A 16,896-nucleotide genomic window follows, 5' to 3' on the forward strand; every position below is an offset into this window, starting at 1 on the left:
ACTCAACAAAAAATCTCTGTAATACCTTTTTCATCATCTCTTCAGTCTATTCTATCAACCATATTTGACAAGGAGCCCCTAAAAATTTGACGTTCTTTCGAAAATATGATATAATTTTTTTGAAGTAAACCGGAGCGTAGCGCAGTTGGCAGCGCGTCAGCATGGGGTGTTGAAGGTCGCTGGTTCAAATCCAGTCGCTCCGACCAAGAATACGGGGTTGTTCCCCGTATTTTTTTAAACCCTAGATTATTATTCTACCAAATTTTTCTTCAACGATTTCTTTAATATCCTTTTTGTTCACAGCTTTTATATATTGGCTTACTGGGAATATCCTATGTCCTCGTTTTAACGCATCTTCTATCGTTGCTATTACGCATACGTCTCCTGCTAAGCCTAAAACCACTAAATTTTCTATCTTATGCTTTCTCAAAAGTTCGTCTAATTCTGATTCAATTCTTCTTTCACTGTCTTTGTAAAATGCTGAATAGCTATCTCCATCCACTTCTTCGCCTTTTTTTATAACGAAATCATAAGTATTTATAAATAGTTGATTCCCATAAGTACCTTTTATGCAATGAGGAGGCCATTTTTCAAAAGATATGTGATTTTCAGGGTGATCATCCATACTTGCAAAAATCTTAAAATTTCTCTCTTTCATTAAAGTCAAAAACTCGTTTACCTGATCTATCCACTCTTCATTTGTTCCAACTACTGGAAGTTCGTTAGAACATCTTTCGGTAAATCCGTTTTGACAATCAACACACAATATTGCAGTATTTGAAGGAGATAATTTTAATGTGTTTACTATATAATTAGTAAACTCGTAAGGTGTTTTGTTGTTTTCAACCATTTGTGATCCTCCTTTGAAAGTTTATTATACAGCGCCCCTTCGCCCCGCAGCCCGCCCATTTAAGGAAAGGGCCTGCGGTCCCTTAGACTTTGCAGTCAAACTTATAAGGATAAAAAAACTCCCCTCTTCGCCCGGCTCGGTCTGAATTTTAGTCACTGATCTTAAATTTGACCAATCCCAAATATTCATGCCAAGCTGACGAAGTTGCTTCTAGGAATCTCATATTGGGCAAGAAATCATACCATTTCAATTCCTCTCGCGAAATCTTATAATCTGTAGGAACGGGAACAACATCGATGTTTGTGTAACTTTCGAAATAATTCATAGCTCTTGTTAAATGTATTGCGCTGGTGACTAAGTATATCTTTTGTACTTCATAATCTTCCAATAGTTTAAGCGTAAACTCCGCATTTTGCTTGGTGTTTTTGGCAAGTGGTTCTACATAGATATCGTTTGGTTTGACTCCCATTTTTAACAATTCTTCTTTCATTATTTGAGCTTCAGGTATCTCGGTGCCTAGTAGTTTCCCACCTGTTACAACTATGGGAACCTGTAAATTTTGGTAAAGCAAGAAACCTTCATATACTCTTTTCATAGCACTATCAGATAATTCTCCAGATCCTTTTCTTGGAGTTTCGGGAATTATTCCTCCTCCAAGTACAACTATTACCCCTTTTTCTTGTGTATTATCCAACAGAGAAACATCCACTGGAGGATATCTATTTTCCAGCGGTAAAACGATTATTTTTGCAAACCATCCAGAAGAAAATATATAGATTACAACGCAAAGGGTTAAAAGAGGAAAAGATAGTTTCTTCTTCCTTATTAACCAGATAATTAAAAATATTATGCCGAGTGAGATAAAAATACCTGGAATTTCTATAAAAGATGTAAAAATATCATAAAATATGATAAACCCCCCTAAAAATATATAAAGTGAATGTACTCAACATTACATAAAATCCTAATGGAACCTTCTTGATTTTCTTTTCTATGTTCGATAAAATAATTAGAATTATGCTAACAATTATGACGGGAAATATATAAATACCAATAAGAAGAGAAAGGACTGATAGAAACTTCACGTCTCCAAAACCCATTTTCCCATTTCGCCAATAATAAAAGGTAATTAAAAAGATAATGATAGTAAAAAAAAGATTAAAGTAATCAAAGTTGAGTAATGCAATTACCAAAATAGCTACTATTCCTAAATCAGGAATGATAAAGGTAAAATAATCATATAGCCCTATATACAAAAGGCTATTAGCAAAAAGCAGATTTTGCCAGTTAAAAGAGGTGAGTATGACAAACATATTTACAACTATATAAGACAAAACGATAATTAGAACCTTTTTATTTTTATTCAGTGTTTTTTACACCTTTTCTATTACTTCCATTTCCTCTTTCGTCAAATTTTTGTTCAGAATTTCTTCAAGCCCATAGATGTACCACATGTACTTATCTTTTATTTCTTGATATATACTTTTGGCTTCCTCAAATTTTTTAACCTTTAAATAAGGTATAACCAATAGCAATTTAAAATGTTCATTTTCTTTATCTTGGTCTATATATTTTTCTAAAAAGTTTTGAGCTTCTTTATATTTACCATTTTCAAACATTACTTTAGCCCATACCTCTATGTCGGTTGAATATTCAGGTGTCGTATTGAGAATTTCCTCTTTGAGTTCATTCGCTTCAGTAGTTCTTGATAATTTTTCATAAATAGTACATAACTCATATTTACCCAATACACTGTTAGGGAATCTATTAAGAAATTTTTCTAAAACGTGAGCGGCTTTTTCATAATCCCCTTTTTGCATGTAAGCATCTGAAATCATGAAGTAGGTTACATAATTGTTAGGAGAGAGTTCTAACTCTTTCTTCCAAATAGCAGCTGCTTTTTCGTATTCGCCTAAATTAAAGTATAATTCTCCTAATTCAGACAAAGCAGCTATATTCCAAGGATCTAATTTAACAGCTTTTTCTAAATACTCCTCTCCTTCTTCCATCTCACCTTTTTCTACTAAAACTGAACCCATTAATTCGTAGGCGGGAGCGAAACTCGGATCAATTTTGAGTATAAAATGCACAACATCTTTCACGAAATCGAAGTTCTTTTTATCAGCTTCCAATAAAACCGTATCGAATAGTCCATTCAAAGATATATGTGTTAAGTCGGAGTAATTAATTTGAAACTCAGAAAAATAAGACAAAAATTCGGAAAGAACGAAGGGATAAATCACAAAGCTGGAAGTTAAACCGGGCAAGTATTCTACAAGTTTTTCGATTTTCTTTGTTTCTTCAATAAATTTTGAGTTGTTTTTTAAATCAGCCTTCATTAACTCAAAATCTCCTTCATACAAGAACTCACAAAGCAAGATTGGAAAAGGGGTTAAATCAGTTATTTCAATTTCCTCTTCTCCAAGGTTGAACTTTACTATGTGCTCCATGGGTATCTCCTCCTTTTAGCTAGATGTTGTTGCTTTTATTTTTTATTATACCATAATTAAGATTTATTAAGAAAATTTATTTGCAATATTTTGCACTTAAAATTATAAAAAGCAGGCTTGCGCCTGCTTTCTTAAAGTGCGCCCAGCATGGGCAATAGCTAAGCGGTGAAAGTCCGTTGTGGGCCAGGTAGCGGGAACCACTAGTCGAAGGCAAGGGTGTCCATTGTGAGGTGGAATCTGAAGGAAGCCCAAGGCAAAGTCCCGGTCCGATGAACAAAAACCAGATACAAGGCTAAGTGGAGTGGACGAGTTTGCTTTACAAAACGAAGTCCAATAGCTATCCAGAACTTCACGGAGTAAATCTGGCGGATAGATGGGATGAAAGTTATTGCACTTACCTGGGGAGATCTCAAGAATATGCTGTTAAGGCAACCCATACAGCAATGTATGGCTGAATCTTGAGAAGTCAGCAGAAGTCATAGTACTCATTGGAAGATGAGGAAGGACTGAACAACAGGAGGTTTCGAATCTTGAAAGATGCGAAGGGACACGGGAAAAGCATACAACTTCGATTAGAAGGTTTCCTACATGAAGATAAGGGAGAGCCTGAAAATAATGTAGAAGCGCCTAGTATAACTTCTACGTCTGAAAGAGGAAGAAACGATGATAAAGTATACAGTGAAGGGATGCTTGAAAAGATATTATCCAAGGATAATATGAATAAAGCATACAAGAAGGTAAAGGCCAACAAAGGAGCCCCTGGAATAGATAGGATGAAAGTAGAAGAACTCTTTGGATATCTCAGACAACATGGAGAAGAATTAAGGCAAGAGCTCCTTGAAGGAAGGTTCACCCCGAAACCGGTAAGGAGAAAAAAGATACCGAAACCGGATGGAGGGGAAAGACTACTAGGCATACCAACAGCAATAGACAGAGTAATCCAACAATCCATAGCCCAGGTACTAATACCGATTTATGAAAAGAAATTTGTAGACAACAGCTATGGATTCAGACCATTACGAGATGCAAAACAAGCCATACGAAAAAGCAAAGAATACCTAAACGAAGGGCACACATGGATAGTGGATATAGACTTAGAACGCTACTTTGACACAGTCAACCACGACAAACTGATGAGGATAATATCAAAAGACGTAAAAGATGGCAGAGTGATATCCCTGATAAGGAAATACCTCAAAAGTGGGGTAATGACAAATGGGGTAGTAATAGAAACAGAAGAAGGGACTCCACAAGGGGGACCGCTATCCCCATTACTAAGCAACATAATGCTCCACGAACTTGACGTAGAACTAACAAAAAGGGGACACAAGTTTTGCAGGTATGCAGACGATTGCAACATATACGTGAAAAGCGAGAAATCTGCGTACAGGGTGATGGAAAGTATAACAAGGTTCATAGAAAAGAAGTTAAAGTTAAAAGTGAACAGGAAGAAAAGCAAAGTAGTCAGGCCTTGGGAACTCAAATACTTAGGGTTCTCCTTCTACGTAAAAGAAGAGAAATACGAAATCAGAGTGCATGGAAAATCCATCAAAGAATTCAAAAAGAAGCTAAAAGGGGAAACGAAAAGAAGCAGTGGAAGGAGCATGACATACAGGCTGTCAAGGATAAAACAAATAATAACAGGATGGATAAACTACTATGGAATAGCAAACATGAAATCGGCAGCCAAAAGTCTTGATGGATGGCTTAGAAGGAGAATTAGGATGTGTATCTGGAAAGGATGGAAGAAAATCAAAACAAGGTATAAAAACTTAGTCAAATTAGGGCTAAACACTAACAAAGCATGGAGATATGCAAATACAAGAAAAGGCTATTGGAGAATCGCCAACAGCCCAATACTTTCAAGAACACTAACTAATAAACACCTTAAGCAAATAGGGTTAACTTCGATCCTGGAAACGTATAACCTAAAACATCAATTCTGTTGAACCGCCGTATACCGAACGGTACGTACGGTGGTGTGGGAGGACGGTAGATAAATTAATTATCTACCTCCTACCCGATTATTATGATGTTTATTCAATTTTGATCTCTTTTCCTTCACCTTTAGCTGTCTCAACTTTTGGTATAGTTAATTTTAAAACTCCATTTTCATATTCAGCTTTAATTTTGTCTTTGTCGATATACTCTGGAAGTCTTATAGTTCGTTCAATCCTACCAAAGTATCTTTCTCTCCTATATACGTTCCCTCTTTTTACTTCATCGGATTCTTTTTTTTCTGCGGATATGGTTAATAGATCATTGTTCAATTGAACTTTTATATCTTTTTTGTTTAAACCAGGTAATTCACACTCTACGATGTAATCATCGTCAGTTTCATAAACATCCATCTCACCACGAGAGGTCGTTCCAAAAGGCAATGATCTAAAGAAATCTTCAAACTCTCTATTGAAGAAATCAAAAGGAGATAACAAATCTTCTCTGTTATCTCTATCGTCTCTTCTTCTTTCCAACATTTGTTATCGCCTCCTTTTTCACTGTTTTTCCCATCTTTAGAAACTTGAAAACTTGTTTTAGCGCCCTGAACCCTTTTAAAACTGAAATCTTTTTGAAGATTATAGAGTTTCTAAAATATTTATTTTACTAAAATTTGCGCTCTTTTGCCCCGCTCCTCACTCTTATTTTTGTCTATTGTTGTTTATTATTTTCATTAAAATTATATATCAAAAAAATCGATAATGTCAAGAGCGTTTTTAAAAATGGTTATGATTGTTTTTAATTGATAATAAAAGATTTATATTAATATTAAATTTAATTATAATAAAATATTTAATCACTTGTTATTTAAGAGTGATAATTATTTAAAAATCGTTTCTTTAAGATAATTAAGTAAGTTATAGTTAACCCATCTGAGAGGGTATGTATTATGATTGGATAGATCAAACTATTTGAAATTTGAAAGGTATATCCCAAAATCGATCCCATTATGATTCTTCCTGGCAAAAGACTTATAAATTGTTTTATACTTTCTCTGCCAAAGAAAAGATTGTTTAAGTGAGCGAAAACAAAAATTATTGTTGCTATGATGGTTGCATATTCAATAGAAAAAATTGAACCTGGTAAAAACATTCTTAAATTTCCTTGGATAAATCCTCTATAAAACAATTCTTCGGTAGGGCCTACAACCATCCAAACATGTAATAATATAATTTTGTTATTTCGAAAATTTCCGTAGGGAATCTTCATGAGATCAGAAAAGGACATCTTTCTCATACTACCTAAAGATCCCAATATTAAAACAAAAGAGATTAGAAGCATAATAAACCCTTTTTTAAAATTCCCAGTTTGAAATCCTGCCTGCTGGAAGTTTATTCGTGAAAGATAGATAAGAAAGATTGAAATGGTAATACCGAATATTCCTAAAATTACATTTCCCAAAGAAATACCTTTTCTTTTTAGGAGAAGTCGACCTATTGCATATATTAATAAATAGTAGATAGCAATTAAAATGATAAATTTAATAAAAGCCATTTATTCACCTACTTTTATGGACGTTAAGGGGGGAACCCCCTTAAAAACCCCCAAACTAAAATCAAACCCATTTAAAACATAGTTTGCATACTGCAGCAAACGCTGCCCACCCTTCTTATATATCTTCAATTTAATTATACAATATTAGTATGCTTAACTTCCATCAATGTCATTGAGAAGTGCAACATGGATTATAAAGAAATTTTTATTTATTTGACTTTAGATTTTTTTTAAACTATAATTAGTTGGGGATATCTAATCCCTTCAGAACATTTGTAAAAAAGAATGGTTCCGTTTCGGAGGAATTATATGTCAATATATGCTATAACATCATTAATAGTCTTCATAATAGTCGTGGTAGGAATGGTTTTTCAGAAAATAGATAGAGCACTTATCGCTATGTTGGGGGCTATTTTTCTATTAGGAACAGGGGTATTTCCTAGCCAAATTGGTGCAATAAAAGAGTATGTGGATTATAACACCCTCTTGTTGCTGCTTGGAATGATGATATTTGTGGAAACTTTAAGAAAGACAGGTATATTTACATTCTTAGGCCTCTCTATGTTGAGAATGTTCGGAAATAACACCTACACTTTATTCATTTCTCTAATTTTTTTGGTTGCTTTATTTTCTGGTTTTATTGACAACGTTACGACCGTTTTAGTTTTTATCCCAATGACTTTTGCCATTACTGATTCCTTAAATATTAATTATCTACCTTTTGTTTTAGGGGAAATTTTCGCATCGAATATTGGAGGTATGGCAACAATAATTGGTGATCCTCCTAATATTATGATTGCTTCTGCGGCAGGTTATTCTTTCTCAGAGTTCGCACTTATTATGTATCCTGTTACATTGATCAATTTAATATTCGCCATTCTCTTATTGATATATTTTTTCAAAGAAGACTTATCAATTAAAATAGACAAAGAAGCGATTAAAAACTTTGATGTATCTCACATAGTAGAAAACAAAAAAGAATTTATCGTGTCTATACTTTTGTTTGGAGCAGTTATCCTAGCTTTTGCTTTACAACATGAGTTAAATTTAGAAAGTTCAACCGTTGCCTTAGCTGCAGGTTTTTTCTCGTTATTTATTCTTAGACCGAAGGATTTAAAGGAGACATTATCTAAAGTTGAATGGGAAAACATTTTGTTTTTCTTCGCTTTATTTTTAATAGCTGGTGCACTTGAAGAAACAGGTATCATTAGCGCTTTTTCTAATATGCTTGTTGATTTTGCCGGTAATTCGTTACGCATATTTAGCTTTTTGATTCTAACAATTTCTTCCTTCTTTGCTGGTTTTTTAAATAATGTTCCTTTAACGGCTGCAATGATACCTGTCATTGAAAAATTATCTATTTCTGAGTCTTCCATATTTATTAATCTTGATCCCATTTGGTATTCGTTATCTTTGGGTGCTTGTTTAGGAGGGAACTTAACTCCAATAGCTGCTTCAGCGAACGTTATAGCGTTAGGTCTTTTAACAGAATTTAAAGGAAAAACAATTTCATTTTGGGAATTTTGAAAATACGGTTTGATAATATTATTGGGAAATATAGTAATTTCAGGAATATATGTAAATTTCTTTTTTTTCTGATTACGTAATGGACGGGCTGCGTGATGAAAGGGTCCAGAACTCTCTCCTTAGATGGGCGGGGCGAATGGGGTAGACTCTTTTCATCCTTAGGGGGAGGGGAGTGGGGCAAAGGGCCGCTATCTTTACAGTTTTAAAGTTTCTAATGACAGTAAAATAATAACATCAGGAGGAAGTTTTAATTTATGCCACAAACTGAACTAATAACCCTTATAGTATTTGCAGTAGTATTGTTTTTTATTATCAATCACAAGATAAATAGAACCATTGTTGCTATGTTGGGAGCTTCGGTACTTATTATATTCGGGGTTTTCCCAGACGAGATTGAAGCTATAAGAAATTATGTAGATTTCAACACCCTTCTTTTACTGTTTGGGATGATGCTCTTTGTAAACGTTATTCGAAGAACCAGCCTTTTTTCATATGTTGGCATTAAGACTTTGAGAATATTTGGAATAAACGGATATATGCTGTTTATTTCCTTGACTTTTTTAGTTGCAATAATATCAGGTTTTATTGATAATGTTACTACAATACTTGTTTTTATACCTATTACTTTTGCTATAACGGATTCATTAAAAGTCAATTATTTCCCTTATGTTTTAGGTGAAATTTTTGCATCGAATATTGGAGGGATGGCAACCATCATTGGTGATCCTCCTAATATAATGATAGCTTCAGCTGCAGGATTTTCTTTTTCAGAATTCGCTTTAGTTATGTACCCAATAGCATTAATTAATCTCTTATTCATGGATATGCTCTTTATTTTAGTTTTTAAAAATGATCTTCAAATGAAATTTGATAAAGAGACTATCAAAAGTTTTGATACTTCTCATTTAATTGAAGATAAAAAAAGTTTTTTCCTCTCTATAATCCTTTTTGTAACAGTAATAATTGCTTTTTCGGCTCAACACTTTTTAGGTGTAGAAAGTTCCACTATTGCTATAATAGCAGGGTTCTTCTCTTTACTGATACTAGCACCAAATCAGGTGAGGGATACTTTGAACGAAGTTGAATGGGAAAGCCTTTTGTTCTTTTTTGGTTTATTTCTCATTACAGGAGCGATGGAAGAAACTGGAGTGATAGCTGATTTATCCAATATCATGGTAAAAGTTGCAGGCAATTCAGTTAAATCTTTCTCTATGTTTATTTTACCTGTTGCTAGTTTAATTTCGGGATTCATTGATAATATTCCTTTTACAGCTACTATGATTCCCGTTGTTCAACATTTACAAGTAGTGCAACCAGGTATTTTTAGCAATTTGAGTCCAGTGTGGTATTCGCTTGCGATGGGGGCATGTTTGGGTGGAAATGCAACTTCCATTGGTGCATCAGCTAATATTATTGGGCTTGCAATGCTCACGCAGTTTAAGAATAAAACTATCTTGTTCAAAGATTTTGCTAAATACGGATTATTACTTGTATTAGGAAATATAGTTATATCAGAAATATATCTATTATTATTGTTTTTCTAGAAACTTTCAGGGTGGATTATAGGGTGGGGAGCGGGGCGAAGGGGCGCTATATAAAAGGTTTCTAAAAGCAATAGTGAACAATAAAAAAAGGGGGAATATTTTTATGAAAACACTTTTATTGAAAAACGGATACATTTATCCTATTTCCAGAGAACCATTTGTTGGAGATATTTTGATAGAAGATGGTACAATCAAGCAAATAGGGAAAGATCTACAAGTTAAAGCAGACGAGGTGATAGATGCAACAAACAAGTATATCTTTCCAGGATTTATCGATGCTCATTCCCATATTGGTTTATTTGAAGAAGGTGTTGGAGCAGCTTACCAAGATGGAAATGAAGCGACAGACCCTATTACCCCACAAGTTAGGGCGATTGATGCCTTTTATCCGGAAGACGCTGCTATAAAAAGAGCTCTATCTGGGGGAGTTACAACAGTGATGATAGTACCAGGTAGTGCCAACCCTATTGGAGGACAGGGGGCCATATTAAAGTTAAATGCTCAAATAACCGATGAAACTATTTTAAGAGAACCTGCTGGGCTTAAAATGGCTTTGGGAGAAAATCCTAAAAGAGTCTATGGCTCTTTCAACAAAACTCCATCTACTAGGTTAGGAAATGCAGCAGTAATTAGAGATTATTTTACAAAAGTTAGAAACTATATTGAAAAGAAGAAAACCGCAGAAAAAGAAGGTAAATCTTTCACTGAAACTGATATCAAATTTGAAATTGGTGAAAAAGTCCTGAAAAAGAAAATTCCAGCAAGGATTCATGCACACAGAAAAGACGATATTTTAACGGCGATAAGGTTATCCGAAGAATTTGGGTTTGACCTTGTTATCGAACATGCAACAGAGGCTTATAAAATCCCTGATTTTATTAAAGAAAAAAATATTCCGTTGATTTTGGGACCTCTACTAGGTTTTAGAACAAAATTGGAAACAAGGGATATGCGGTTTGAGTCGATAAGAATAATTAATGAGAAGGGAATCTTGGCTGCATTGATGTCAGACCACCCAGTAACTCATTTAGAACACGTTTCAATACAAGCAGCTACTGCCTTAAGATATGGTGCCAAAGAAGAAGATTTGCTAAAAATGTTAACATTAAATCCAGCTAAAATTCTAAAGATAGAAAAGCATTTAGGAACAATCGATGAAAACAAAGATGCAGATTTAGTTTTATGGAGTGGTCATCCTTTTGATCCCAGAAGCGTAGTAGAAAAGACATTGATAAACGGAAATGTGGTCTATGAATTATAAAATTACTTGCTAATTTTGTTCTAATTGACAATAATCACGTATTATTGTCTATTTTCGACTATAAATTACTCTCCCGAGGTTTGAAAAAAATTTCATAGTGAGTTAAACTATATATAGTAGTTATTTTTTTAAGGAGAGTGAAAAAAATGAAGGCTATTGTAAAAGCCAAACCAGGAAAAGGGTTATCCCTAGTGGAAATTGAAGAACCAACTTTACAGTCCCCACACGATGTAAAGATTAAGATTTTGAAGGTGTCGATATGTGGGACTGATGTGCATATTTACGAATGGAATGATTGGGCAAAAGACCGAATTAAGCATTTCCCCCAAATCGATGGCCATGAATTTGTTGGAAGAGTAATCGAAGTTGGAAATGAAGTTAAAAACGTTAAATCTGGAGATTTAGTTGTTTCAGACAGCCATATTCCTTGTGGTTATTGTCATCAATGTAGAACGGGTAACATGCATGTATGCCAGAATTTAGAAATTTTAGGAGTGGATAGAGACGGAGTCTTTTCTGAATATGCTGTTATTCCAGATAAAGTTTTGATAAAAATAGACGAAAGTATACCTTTAAAATACGCATCTGTAATGGAACCTTTAGGAAATGCGATTTTTACAACAACCGCAGCCGATCTAAGAGGTAAGGTAGTTTTAATTAGTGGTGCGGGACCTATTGGTGCTATGGCGATAGAAATTGCTAAATTATCTGGAGCAGCTTATATTGTAGTGAGTGAACCTTCTGATTACAGGATAAATATGGCAAAATCTTTAGGGGCTGATTTAGTTATAAATCCAAAAGAGCAGTCGGTAGTTGATGAAGTGTTTAAAATAACCTCTGGATTAGGAGCAGATGTCTTTCTTGAAATGTCAGGAAATGAAAACGCTCTGAATGATGGTATAAAATCATTAAAAAGTACAGGAGTGGCATCCATCTTAGGGGTTTATCCTGAAAGCAAGGTAAAGTTTGAAATGAATACCGCAGTTTTTAAAAATCTTACTATTCACACTATTACCGGAAGAAAGATGTTTGAAACGTGGTATATGGCTTTAAACTGGCTAAAGTTCCATAAATTGGATTTAAGTAAAGTTGTTACACATGAATTTGACTTTGAAGATTTTGAAGAAGCTTTTGAATTAATGGCCAGTGGGAAAAGTGGTAAGATAGTTTTAAACGTTACAAAAGAGGAGGAGGTTTGATTATGGATTTTTATGAACAATTGAAAGAAGATTTGAGAAAACTCGATGATTCTGGTTTACTTATCACTATAAGAACACTTGAAAGTGCACAAGGAGCTTGGATCAATATCAATGGTAAAAAGGTTTTAAATATGTGTTCTAACAATTATTTGGGTTTGGCAAGCAACGAAAGGCTCAAAGAAGCTGCTATCAATGCCGTTAAAAGCTGGGGCGTGGGTCCAGGAGCAGTTAGAACAATAGCTGGGACTATGAAAATTCATGAAGAATTAGAAAAAAAACTAGCGGAATTCAAAAAAGTAGAGGCCACCCTTGTTGTACAATCCGGATTCAACGCAAATCAAGCAGTTATTCCTACGATAACAAACGAGGAAGATGGGATTTTATCAGATGAACTTAATCACGCAAGTATAATAGATGGGGTTAGGTTGTCAAAGGCAAAAAGATACATATGGAAACACAAAGATTTAAACTCTTTGGAAGAGCAACTGGTTAAAGCTCAAAAAGATAATTGTAGAAGAAAATTAATTATAACTGACGGTGTTTTTAGCATGGATGGGGATATTGCACCCCTTCCAGGAATTGTGGAACTAGCTAAAAAATATAATGCTTTAGTAATGGTGGACGATGCACATGGAGAAGGAGTACTAGGAGAAAACGGTAGGGGAATAGCGGATCATTTCAATTTGACGGACGAAGTGGATATAGAAATTGGAACTTTATCAAAAGCCTTTGGAGTTGTGGGTGGATTCATCGCAGGCAAAAAGGTATTAATCGATTATTTAAAACAACAAGCAAGACCATTTCTATTCTCTAGCTCTTTGTCGCCATCAGAAACCGCTGCAGCTTTAGAAGCAACAAAAACACTTTATGAATCTAACAATTTAGTGAAAAAACTTTGGGATAACGCGAAATATTTTCAAAGTAAGATAAAAGAAATGGGTTATAATATCGGAGGTACTGAAACCCCTATAACCCCTGTGATGATCTACGATGAAAAGAGAACAAAAGAATTTAGCTCAAAATTATATGAAGAAGGTATTTTTGCCTCTAGCATAGTTTACCCCACCGTTCCAAAAGGAAAAGCTAGAATAAGGGTAATGATAAGCGCTTTACACAGTAAAGATGATTTGGATTTTGCTTTAAGCAAATTTGAAAAAATAGGTAAAAGTTTTGGTGTTCTATAAATTGTTGTGTAATTTTTAAATTTTTATGATATAATAAAAAAGAAAATCTTTTTTGTAATTTTCATTCTGGGTGGGGGGACGTTTGCTGCAGTATGCAAACTATGTTTTTAAATGATTTTGAACTTGGGGTTTTTAAGGGGCTTGCCCCTTAACGCCAGGGCGAAGGGGCGCTAAGACAGTTTGAACATCACCAACATTAACGAAGATAATTTTAAATTTAGAAATTTATTTTAAAGCCAGTTTTAGGGATTCTATAGGCAGTAAAATATAAAAAGATAGGAGGGATTGTGGTGAAATCAAAAATTGTATTGGTATTGGTGTTAACAGTATCTCTTTTTGCGATGGCTTCTTTAACCCTTGATTGGGGAAGGGTATACACCCTTGGTGGATCTCAGGAGATCTTTGATGTAAAATCAACAGACGATGGTGTTTACCTTTTTGGATACACCAACGAAAAAGGATTCAACGAAGATATTCTAATTTTACAATTTGATCAAGAAGGAAATGTCGTTTATGAAAACAAGTTAGGTGGAAATTACAACGATTGGGCAAGTCAAGGAATTTTAACTTCTGAAGGGGATATCCTTGTCGTTGGAACCTCTAATTCTTATGGTAGTGATTCAGATTTCTATGTTTCAAAAATTGGTAAAAACAAATTCTCTACCAACATTAATAAACTAGGTAACGATAAAGGTTCTGCTATTGTCGAAGTAGAGGATGGTTATGTTGTAATAGGCTACGGTTCCGATCCAGAGACACTAAACATGCGAGGTAAAATGGTAAAACTGAATGAAGAAGGAAAAGTTGTATTTGAAAAATGGCTCCCTTACTTTGTTCCAGGTTCTGACACCAAACCTTTGAGCATTCAAAAAACTTCAGACGGTAACTTCATCATTGCAGGTACGGTAGTAGAACTATTTGAAAATAAGACTAAGTTCTATTTGGCTAAGGTTGATCCCAATGGAGAAGAAATCTGGACAAAAGTTTTTGCTCCCAGAGATTATGCTAGAGGATTCGATGTTAAAGAAGTACCTGGAGGTTACGTAGCAGTTGGTTATGAAGGTTCATGGGATTCAAAGTGGTCAGATATCTATGTTGTAAAAGTTAACCCAGAGGGACATATTTTGTGGGAAAGTTTTTATGGAGATGTTAAAAGTGATCACGGTTATTCAGTTGCCATAGGCCCCAATGGAAATATATACGTTGCAGGATATGTTACAACCCTTAACGATGACAAAGATTTTGCTATACTTGAATACGATAATAACGGTAATTTGTTAACCGAAAAATCTCTTGGTGGATACGGCGATGATGTTGCTTATGCAATAGATATTGATAATAATGGAAACCTTTATGTTGCTGGATATTCTCAATCAGCAGATCTGGGTGCAGATGCTCACAAAGATGTCTTTATTTTAAAGTACACAGTAAAATAAATTTTAAACCGCCCCTATAAAATGTTGGGGCGGTTTTAATTTTAACTACCTTATTTTATCTTTTTGCTTCAAATAAATCCTTAAGTTAATGGCATCAGCAGGATTAATTCCAGGTATTCTTAGAAGTTGTCCAAAAGTTTCTGGCTTGATTTTTTTCAATTTTTCCTTTGCTTCGTAGGCAATGTTGTTAATTTTGTCATATTCTATATCGCTTGGTATCTTTTCTTTTTCGAGCTCTTTCATTTTCATAATCTCATCGTGCATCCTTTGAAAATATCCGTTGTATTTAAAGTGAATGTCGATTTGTTCTATCACTTCTTTTTCCTCAACTGCTTCTTCATCTAAATGTTTTAAATCAGCATAAGATATTTCGCTTCTTTTGAGTAATTCACTCATGTGAACAGGATGGGTGATTTTTGAAGAACCTTTTGAGGCTAAAATCTCGTTAACTTGATTAGGTGATACTTTAATTTGTTCCAATCTCTCAATTTGCTGATTTATTAGGTTTTCCAATCTGTAAAGTTGTTCGTATTGTTCTTTACTCAATAAGCCGTATTTGTATCCATACTTATACAACCTTAAATGAGCGTTATCATGTCTGAGCAACAACCTGTATTCAGCACGGGAAGTCAGCAACCTGTATGGTTCGTCGACTCCTTTTGTGATAATGTCGTCGATAAGAACCCCAAGGTAAGCCTCGGACCTGTCAAGAACAAAAGGTTCTTCTCCCCTAATTTTTAAAGCAGCATTAATTCCTGCCATAAGTCCTTGACCTGCGGCTTCTTCGTAACCACTTGTACCATTAATCTGGCCAGCTAAGAATAATCCTTCTATTTTTTTTGTTTCAAGGTTGTGTTTCAATTGATTTGGATTAACAAAATCGTACTCAACGGCATAAGCGGGCCTTTCAATTATAGCATTTTCTAAACCAGGTATAGTTTTCAAAATCTCAATCTGTGCTTCAAAAGGTAAACTTGTACTCAAACCATTCAAATAGATCTCTTTAGAGTGTTTGGATTCCGGTTCAAGGAAAAATTGATGGGTATCCTTATTGAATTTCATAACTTTATCTTCGATTGAAGGGCAATACCTTGGACCAATGGACTGGATTAATTTTACATCTCCATACAAAGGAGAGAATGCAATATATCTTCTAATAACTTCGTGGGTCTTGCTGTTGGTTCTTCCCAAATAACATGGATAATCCTTTGATAAGACTTTTGGTTGACTCCAGTAAGAAAAAGCCAGAGGTTCATCTGCGGTTTCTTGGATATCAAATTTAGAAAAATCGATAGAATCTTTCCTCACCCTTGCAGGTGTCCCGGTTTTAAATCTCGATACTTCTAAACCTTCTTTAATTAAAGAATATGTCAAGGAATTTGCAGGAAGTTCTCCCATTCTACCAGCTTCAAAAGCGTTTCTACCAACAAAGATTTTGCCTCTCAAAAATGTTCCGGTAGTTAAAATCACAGCTTTAGCAAAGTATTTTATTCCTAATTCTGTTTCTAACCCGACTACTTTACCGTTTTCTACTAAAAGGTTTTTCGCTATTCCATGTCTCAAAATTAGATTTTCTGTATTTTCTAAGATTTCTTTCATTTTTTGTGAGTAATCATATTTGTCGATTTGAGCTCTTAAAGCCCTAACAGCGATACCTTTACTTGTATTGAGCATTCTGATGTTGATCATCGTTTCGTCTGTTACCTTCGCTTGTACTCCGCCAAGTGCATCTATTTCTCTGGCTACAATGCCCTTCGCAGGTCCTCCGATAGCAGGATTACAAGGGGCCCATCCTAATGTGTCTAAATTTATATTCAATATTAAAGTATTCATTCCCATTTTAGCTGCAGCTATAGCAGCTTCAATCCCGGCATGACCTGCTCCAACAACAATAACATCAAAACTATTTGTTCTGTTTTCCAAAAACGCTACCTCCATTTTTTATACTTGACT

At 34.6% G+C, this 16,896-nt stretch carries 15 protein-coding genes and 1 tRNA gene; 9 read left to right on the plus strand and 7 right to left on the minus strand.

All coding sequences use genetic code 11. The annotated features are described in order from the left end of the window. Positions 1-130: 130 nt before the first annotated feature. Positions 131-206: transfer RNA gene (locus ACW9JY_RS07910), tRNA-Pro, on the plus strand. A gap of 35 nt (positions 207-241) precedes the next feature. On the opposite strand, the gene ACW9JY_RS07915 is transcribed toward ACW9JY_RS07910, so the two are convergent. The 4 genes from ACW9JY_RS07915 to ACW9JY_RS07930 all read right to left on the minus strand — a co-directional run bounded on the left by ACW9JY_RS07915 (position 242) and on the right by ACW9JY_RS07930 (position 3,300). Then, positions 242-850 carry an isochorismatase family protein gene (locus ACW9JY_RS07915; RefSeq protein ID WP_103079596.1) on the minus strand — a complete coding sequence of 203 codons (609 nt, stop codon included), beginning with the start codon at positions 848-850 and terminating at the stop codon, positions 242-244. A gap of 148 nt (positions 851-998) precedes the next feature. Beyond that, a complete protein-coding gene (locus ACW9JY_RS07920; RefSeq protein WP_169926385.1) occupies positions 999-1,544 on the minus strand; it encodes a YdcF family protein in 546 nt (181 codons plus the stop codon). Positions 1,545-1,749: 205 nt separating this feature from the next. After that, positions 1,750-2,163, minus strand: coding sequence for a prepilin peptidase (locus tag ACW9JY_RS07925; protein WP_369333232.1), 414 nt, complete (start codon positions 2,161-2,163; stop codon positions 1,750-1,752). Positions 2,164-2,223: 60 nt separating this feature from the next. Continuing rightward, positions 2,224-3,300, minus strand: coding sequence for a tetratricopeptide repeat protein (locus ACW9JY_RS07930; protein WP_103079599.1), 1,077 nt, complete (start codon positions 3,298-3,300; stop codon positions 2,224-2,226). 311 nt (positions 3,301-3,611) lie between these two features. On the opposite strand from ACW9JY_RS07930, the gene ACW9JY_RS07935 reads away from it, so the two are divergent. Both ACW9JY_RS07935 and ltrA read left to right on the plus strand, forming a co-directional pair. Beyond that, positions 3,612-3,755: a hypothetical protein gene (locus ACW9JY_RS07935; protein WP_169999720.1), complete on the plus strand. Its 144-nt coding sequence runs from the start codon at positions 3,612-3,614 to the stop codon at positions 3,753-3,755. 75 nt (positions 3,756-3,830) lie between these two features. Further along, the gene (ltrA, locus tag ACW9JY_RS07940; protein ID WP_457283955.1) at positions 3,831-5,249 is read left to right on the plus strand and encodes a group II intron reverse transcriptase/maturase; all 1,419 of its coding nucleotides are present in this window, start codon (positions 3,831-3,833) and stop codon (positions 5,247-5,249) included. An 87-nt stretch (positions 5,250-5,336) separates the two neighbouring features. On the opposite strand, the gene ACW9JY_RS07945 is transcribed toward ltrA, so the two are convergent. Beyond that, positions 5,337-5,777, minus strand: a complete 441-nt coding sequence (locus ACW9JY_RS07945; RefSeq protein ID WP_103079600.1) for an Hsp20/alpha crystallin family protein — start codon at positions 5,775-5,777, stop codon at positions 5,337-5,339. Positions 5,778-6,105: 328 nt separating this feature from the next. Next, a complete protein-coding gene (locus ACW9JY_RS07950) occupies positions 6,106-6,792 on the minus strand; it encodes a CPBP family intramembrane glutamic endopeptidase (protein ID WP_103079601.1) in 687 nt (228 codons plus the stop codon). Between the two features lie 309 nt (positions 6,793-7,101). Here ACW9JY_RS07950 and ACW9JY_RS07955 point away from each other — a divergent pair, with 309 nt between their 5' ends. The 6 genes from ACW9JY_RS07955 to ACW9JY_RS07980 all read left to right on the plus strand — a co-directional run bounded on the left by ACW9JY_RS07955 (position 7,102) and on the right by ACW9JY_RS07980 (position 14,943). Beyond that, positions 7,102-8,319, plus strand: a complete 1,218-nt coding sequence (locus tag ACW9JY_RS07955) for an ArsB/NhaD family transporter (RefSeq protein WP_245863551.1) — start codon at positions 7,102-7,104, stop codon at positions 8,317-8,319. A 254-nt stretch (positions 8,320-8,573) separates the two neighbouring features. Then, positions 8,574-9,863 carry an ArsB/NhaD family transporter gene (locus ACW9JY_RS07960; protein ID WP_103079603.1) on the plus strand — a complete coding sequence of 430 codons (1,290 nt, stop codon included), beginning with the start codon at positions 8,574-8,576 and terminating at the stop codon, positions 9,861-9,863. A 103-nt stretch (positions 9,864-9,966) separates the two neighbouring features. Then, entirely contained in the window at positions 9,967-11,124 is a 1,158-nt protein-coding gene (locus ACW9JY_RS07965) for an amidohydrolase (RefSeq protein ID WP_457283956.1), read from the plus strand. A 146-nt stretch (positions 11,125-11,270) separates the two neighbouring features. Next, positions 11,271-12,323 carry an L-threonine 3-dehydrogenase gene (tdh, locus tag ACW9JY_RS07970; protein WP_457283957.1) on the plus strand — a complete coding sequence of 351 codons (1,053 nt, stop codon included), beginning with the start codon at positions 11,271-11,273 and terminating at the stop codon, positions 12,321-12,323. Positions 12,324-12,325: 2 nt separating this feature from the next. Then, a complete protein-coding gene (locus ACW9JY_RS07975) occupies positions 12,326-13,507 on the plus strand; it encodes a glycine C-acetyltransferase (protein ID WP_457283958.1) in 1,182 nt (393 codons plus the stop codon). Between the two features lie 290 nt (positions 13,508-13,797). Further along, the gene (locus tag ACW9JY_RS07980) at positions 13,798-14,943 is read left to right on the plus strand and encodes an SBBP repeat-containing protein (protein ID WP_457283959.1); all 1,146 of its coding nucleotides are present in this window, start codon (positions 13,798-13,800) and stop codon (positions 14,941-14,943) included. Between the two features lie 45 nt (positions 14,944-14,988). Here ACW9JY_RS07980 and mnmG read toward each other — a convergent pair whose 3' ends face one another. After that, entirely contained in the window at positions 14,989-16,866 is a 1,878-nt protein-coding gene (gene mnmG, locus ACW9JY_RS07985; protein ID WP_457283960.1) for a tRNA uridine-5-carboxymethylaminomethyl(34) synthesis enzyme MnmG, read from the minus strand. Between the last annotated feature and the right edge of the window lie 30 nt (positions 16,867-16,896).

It is taken from the genome of Petrotoga sp. DB-2, from assembly GCF_054051725.1.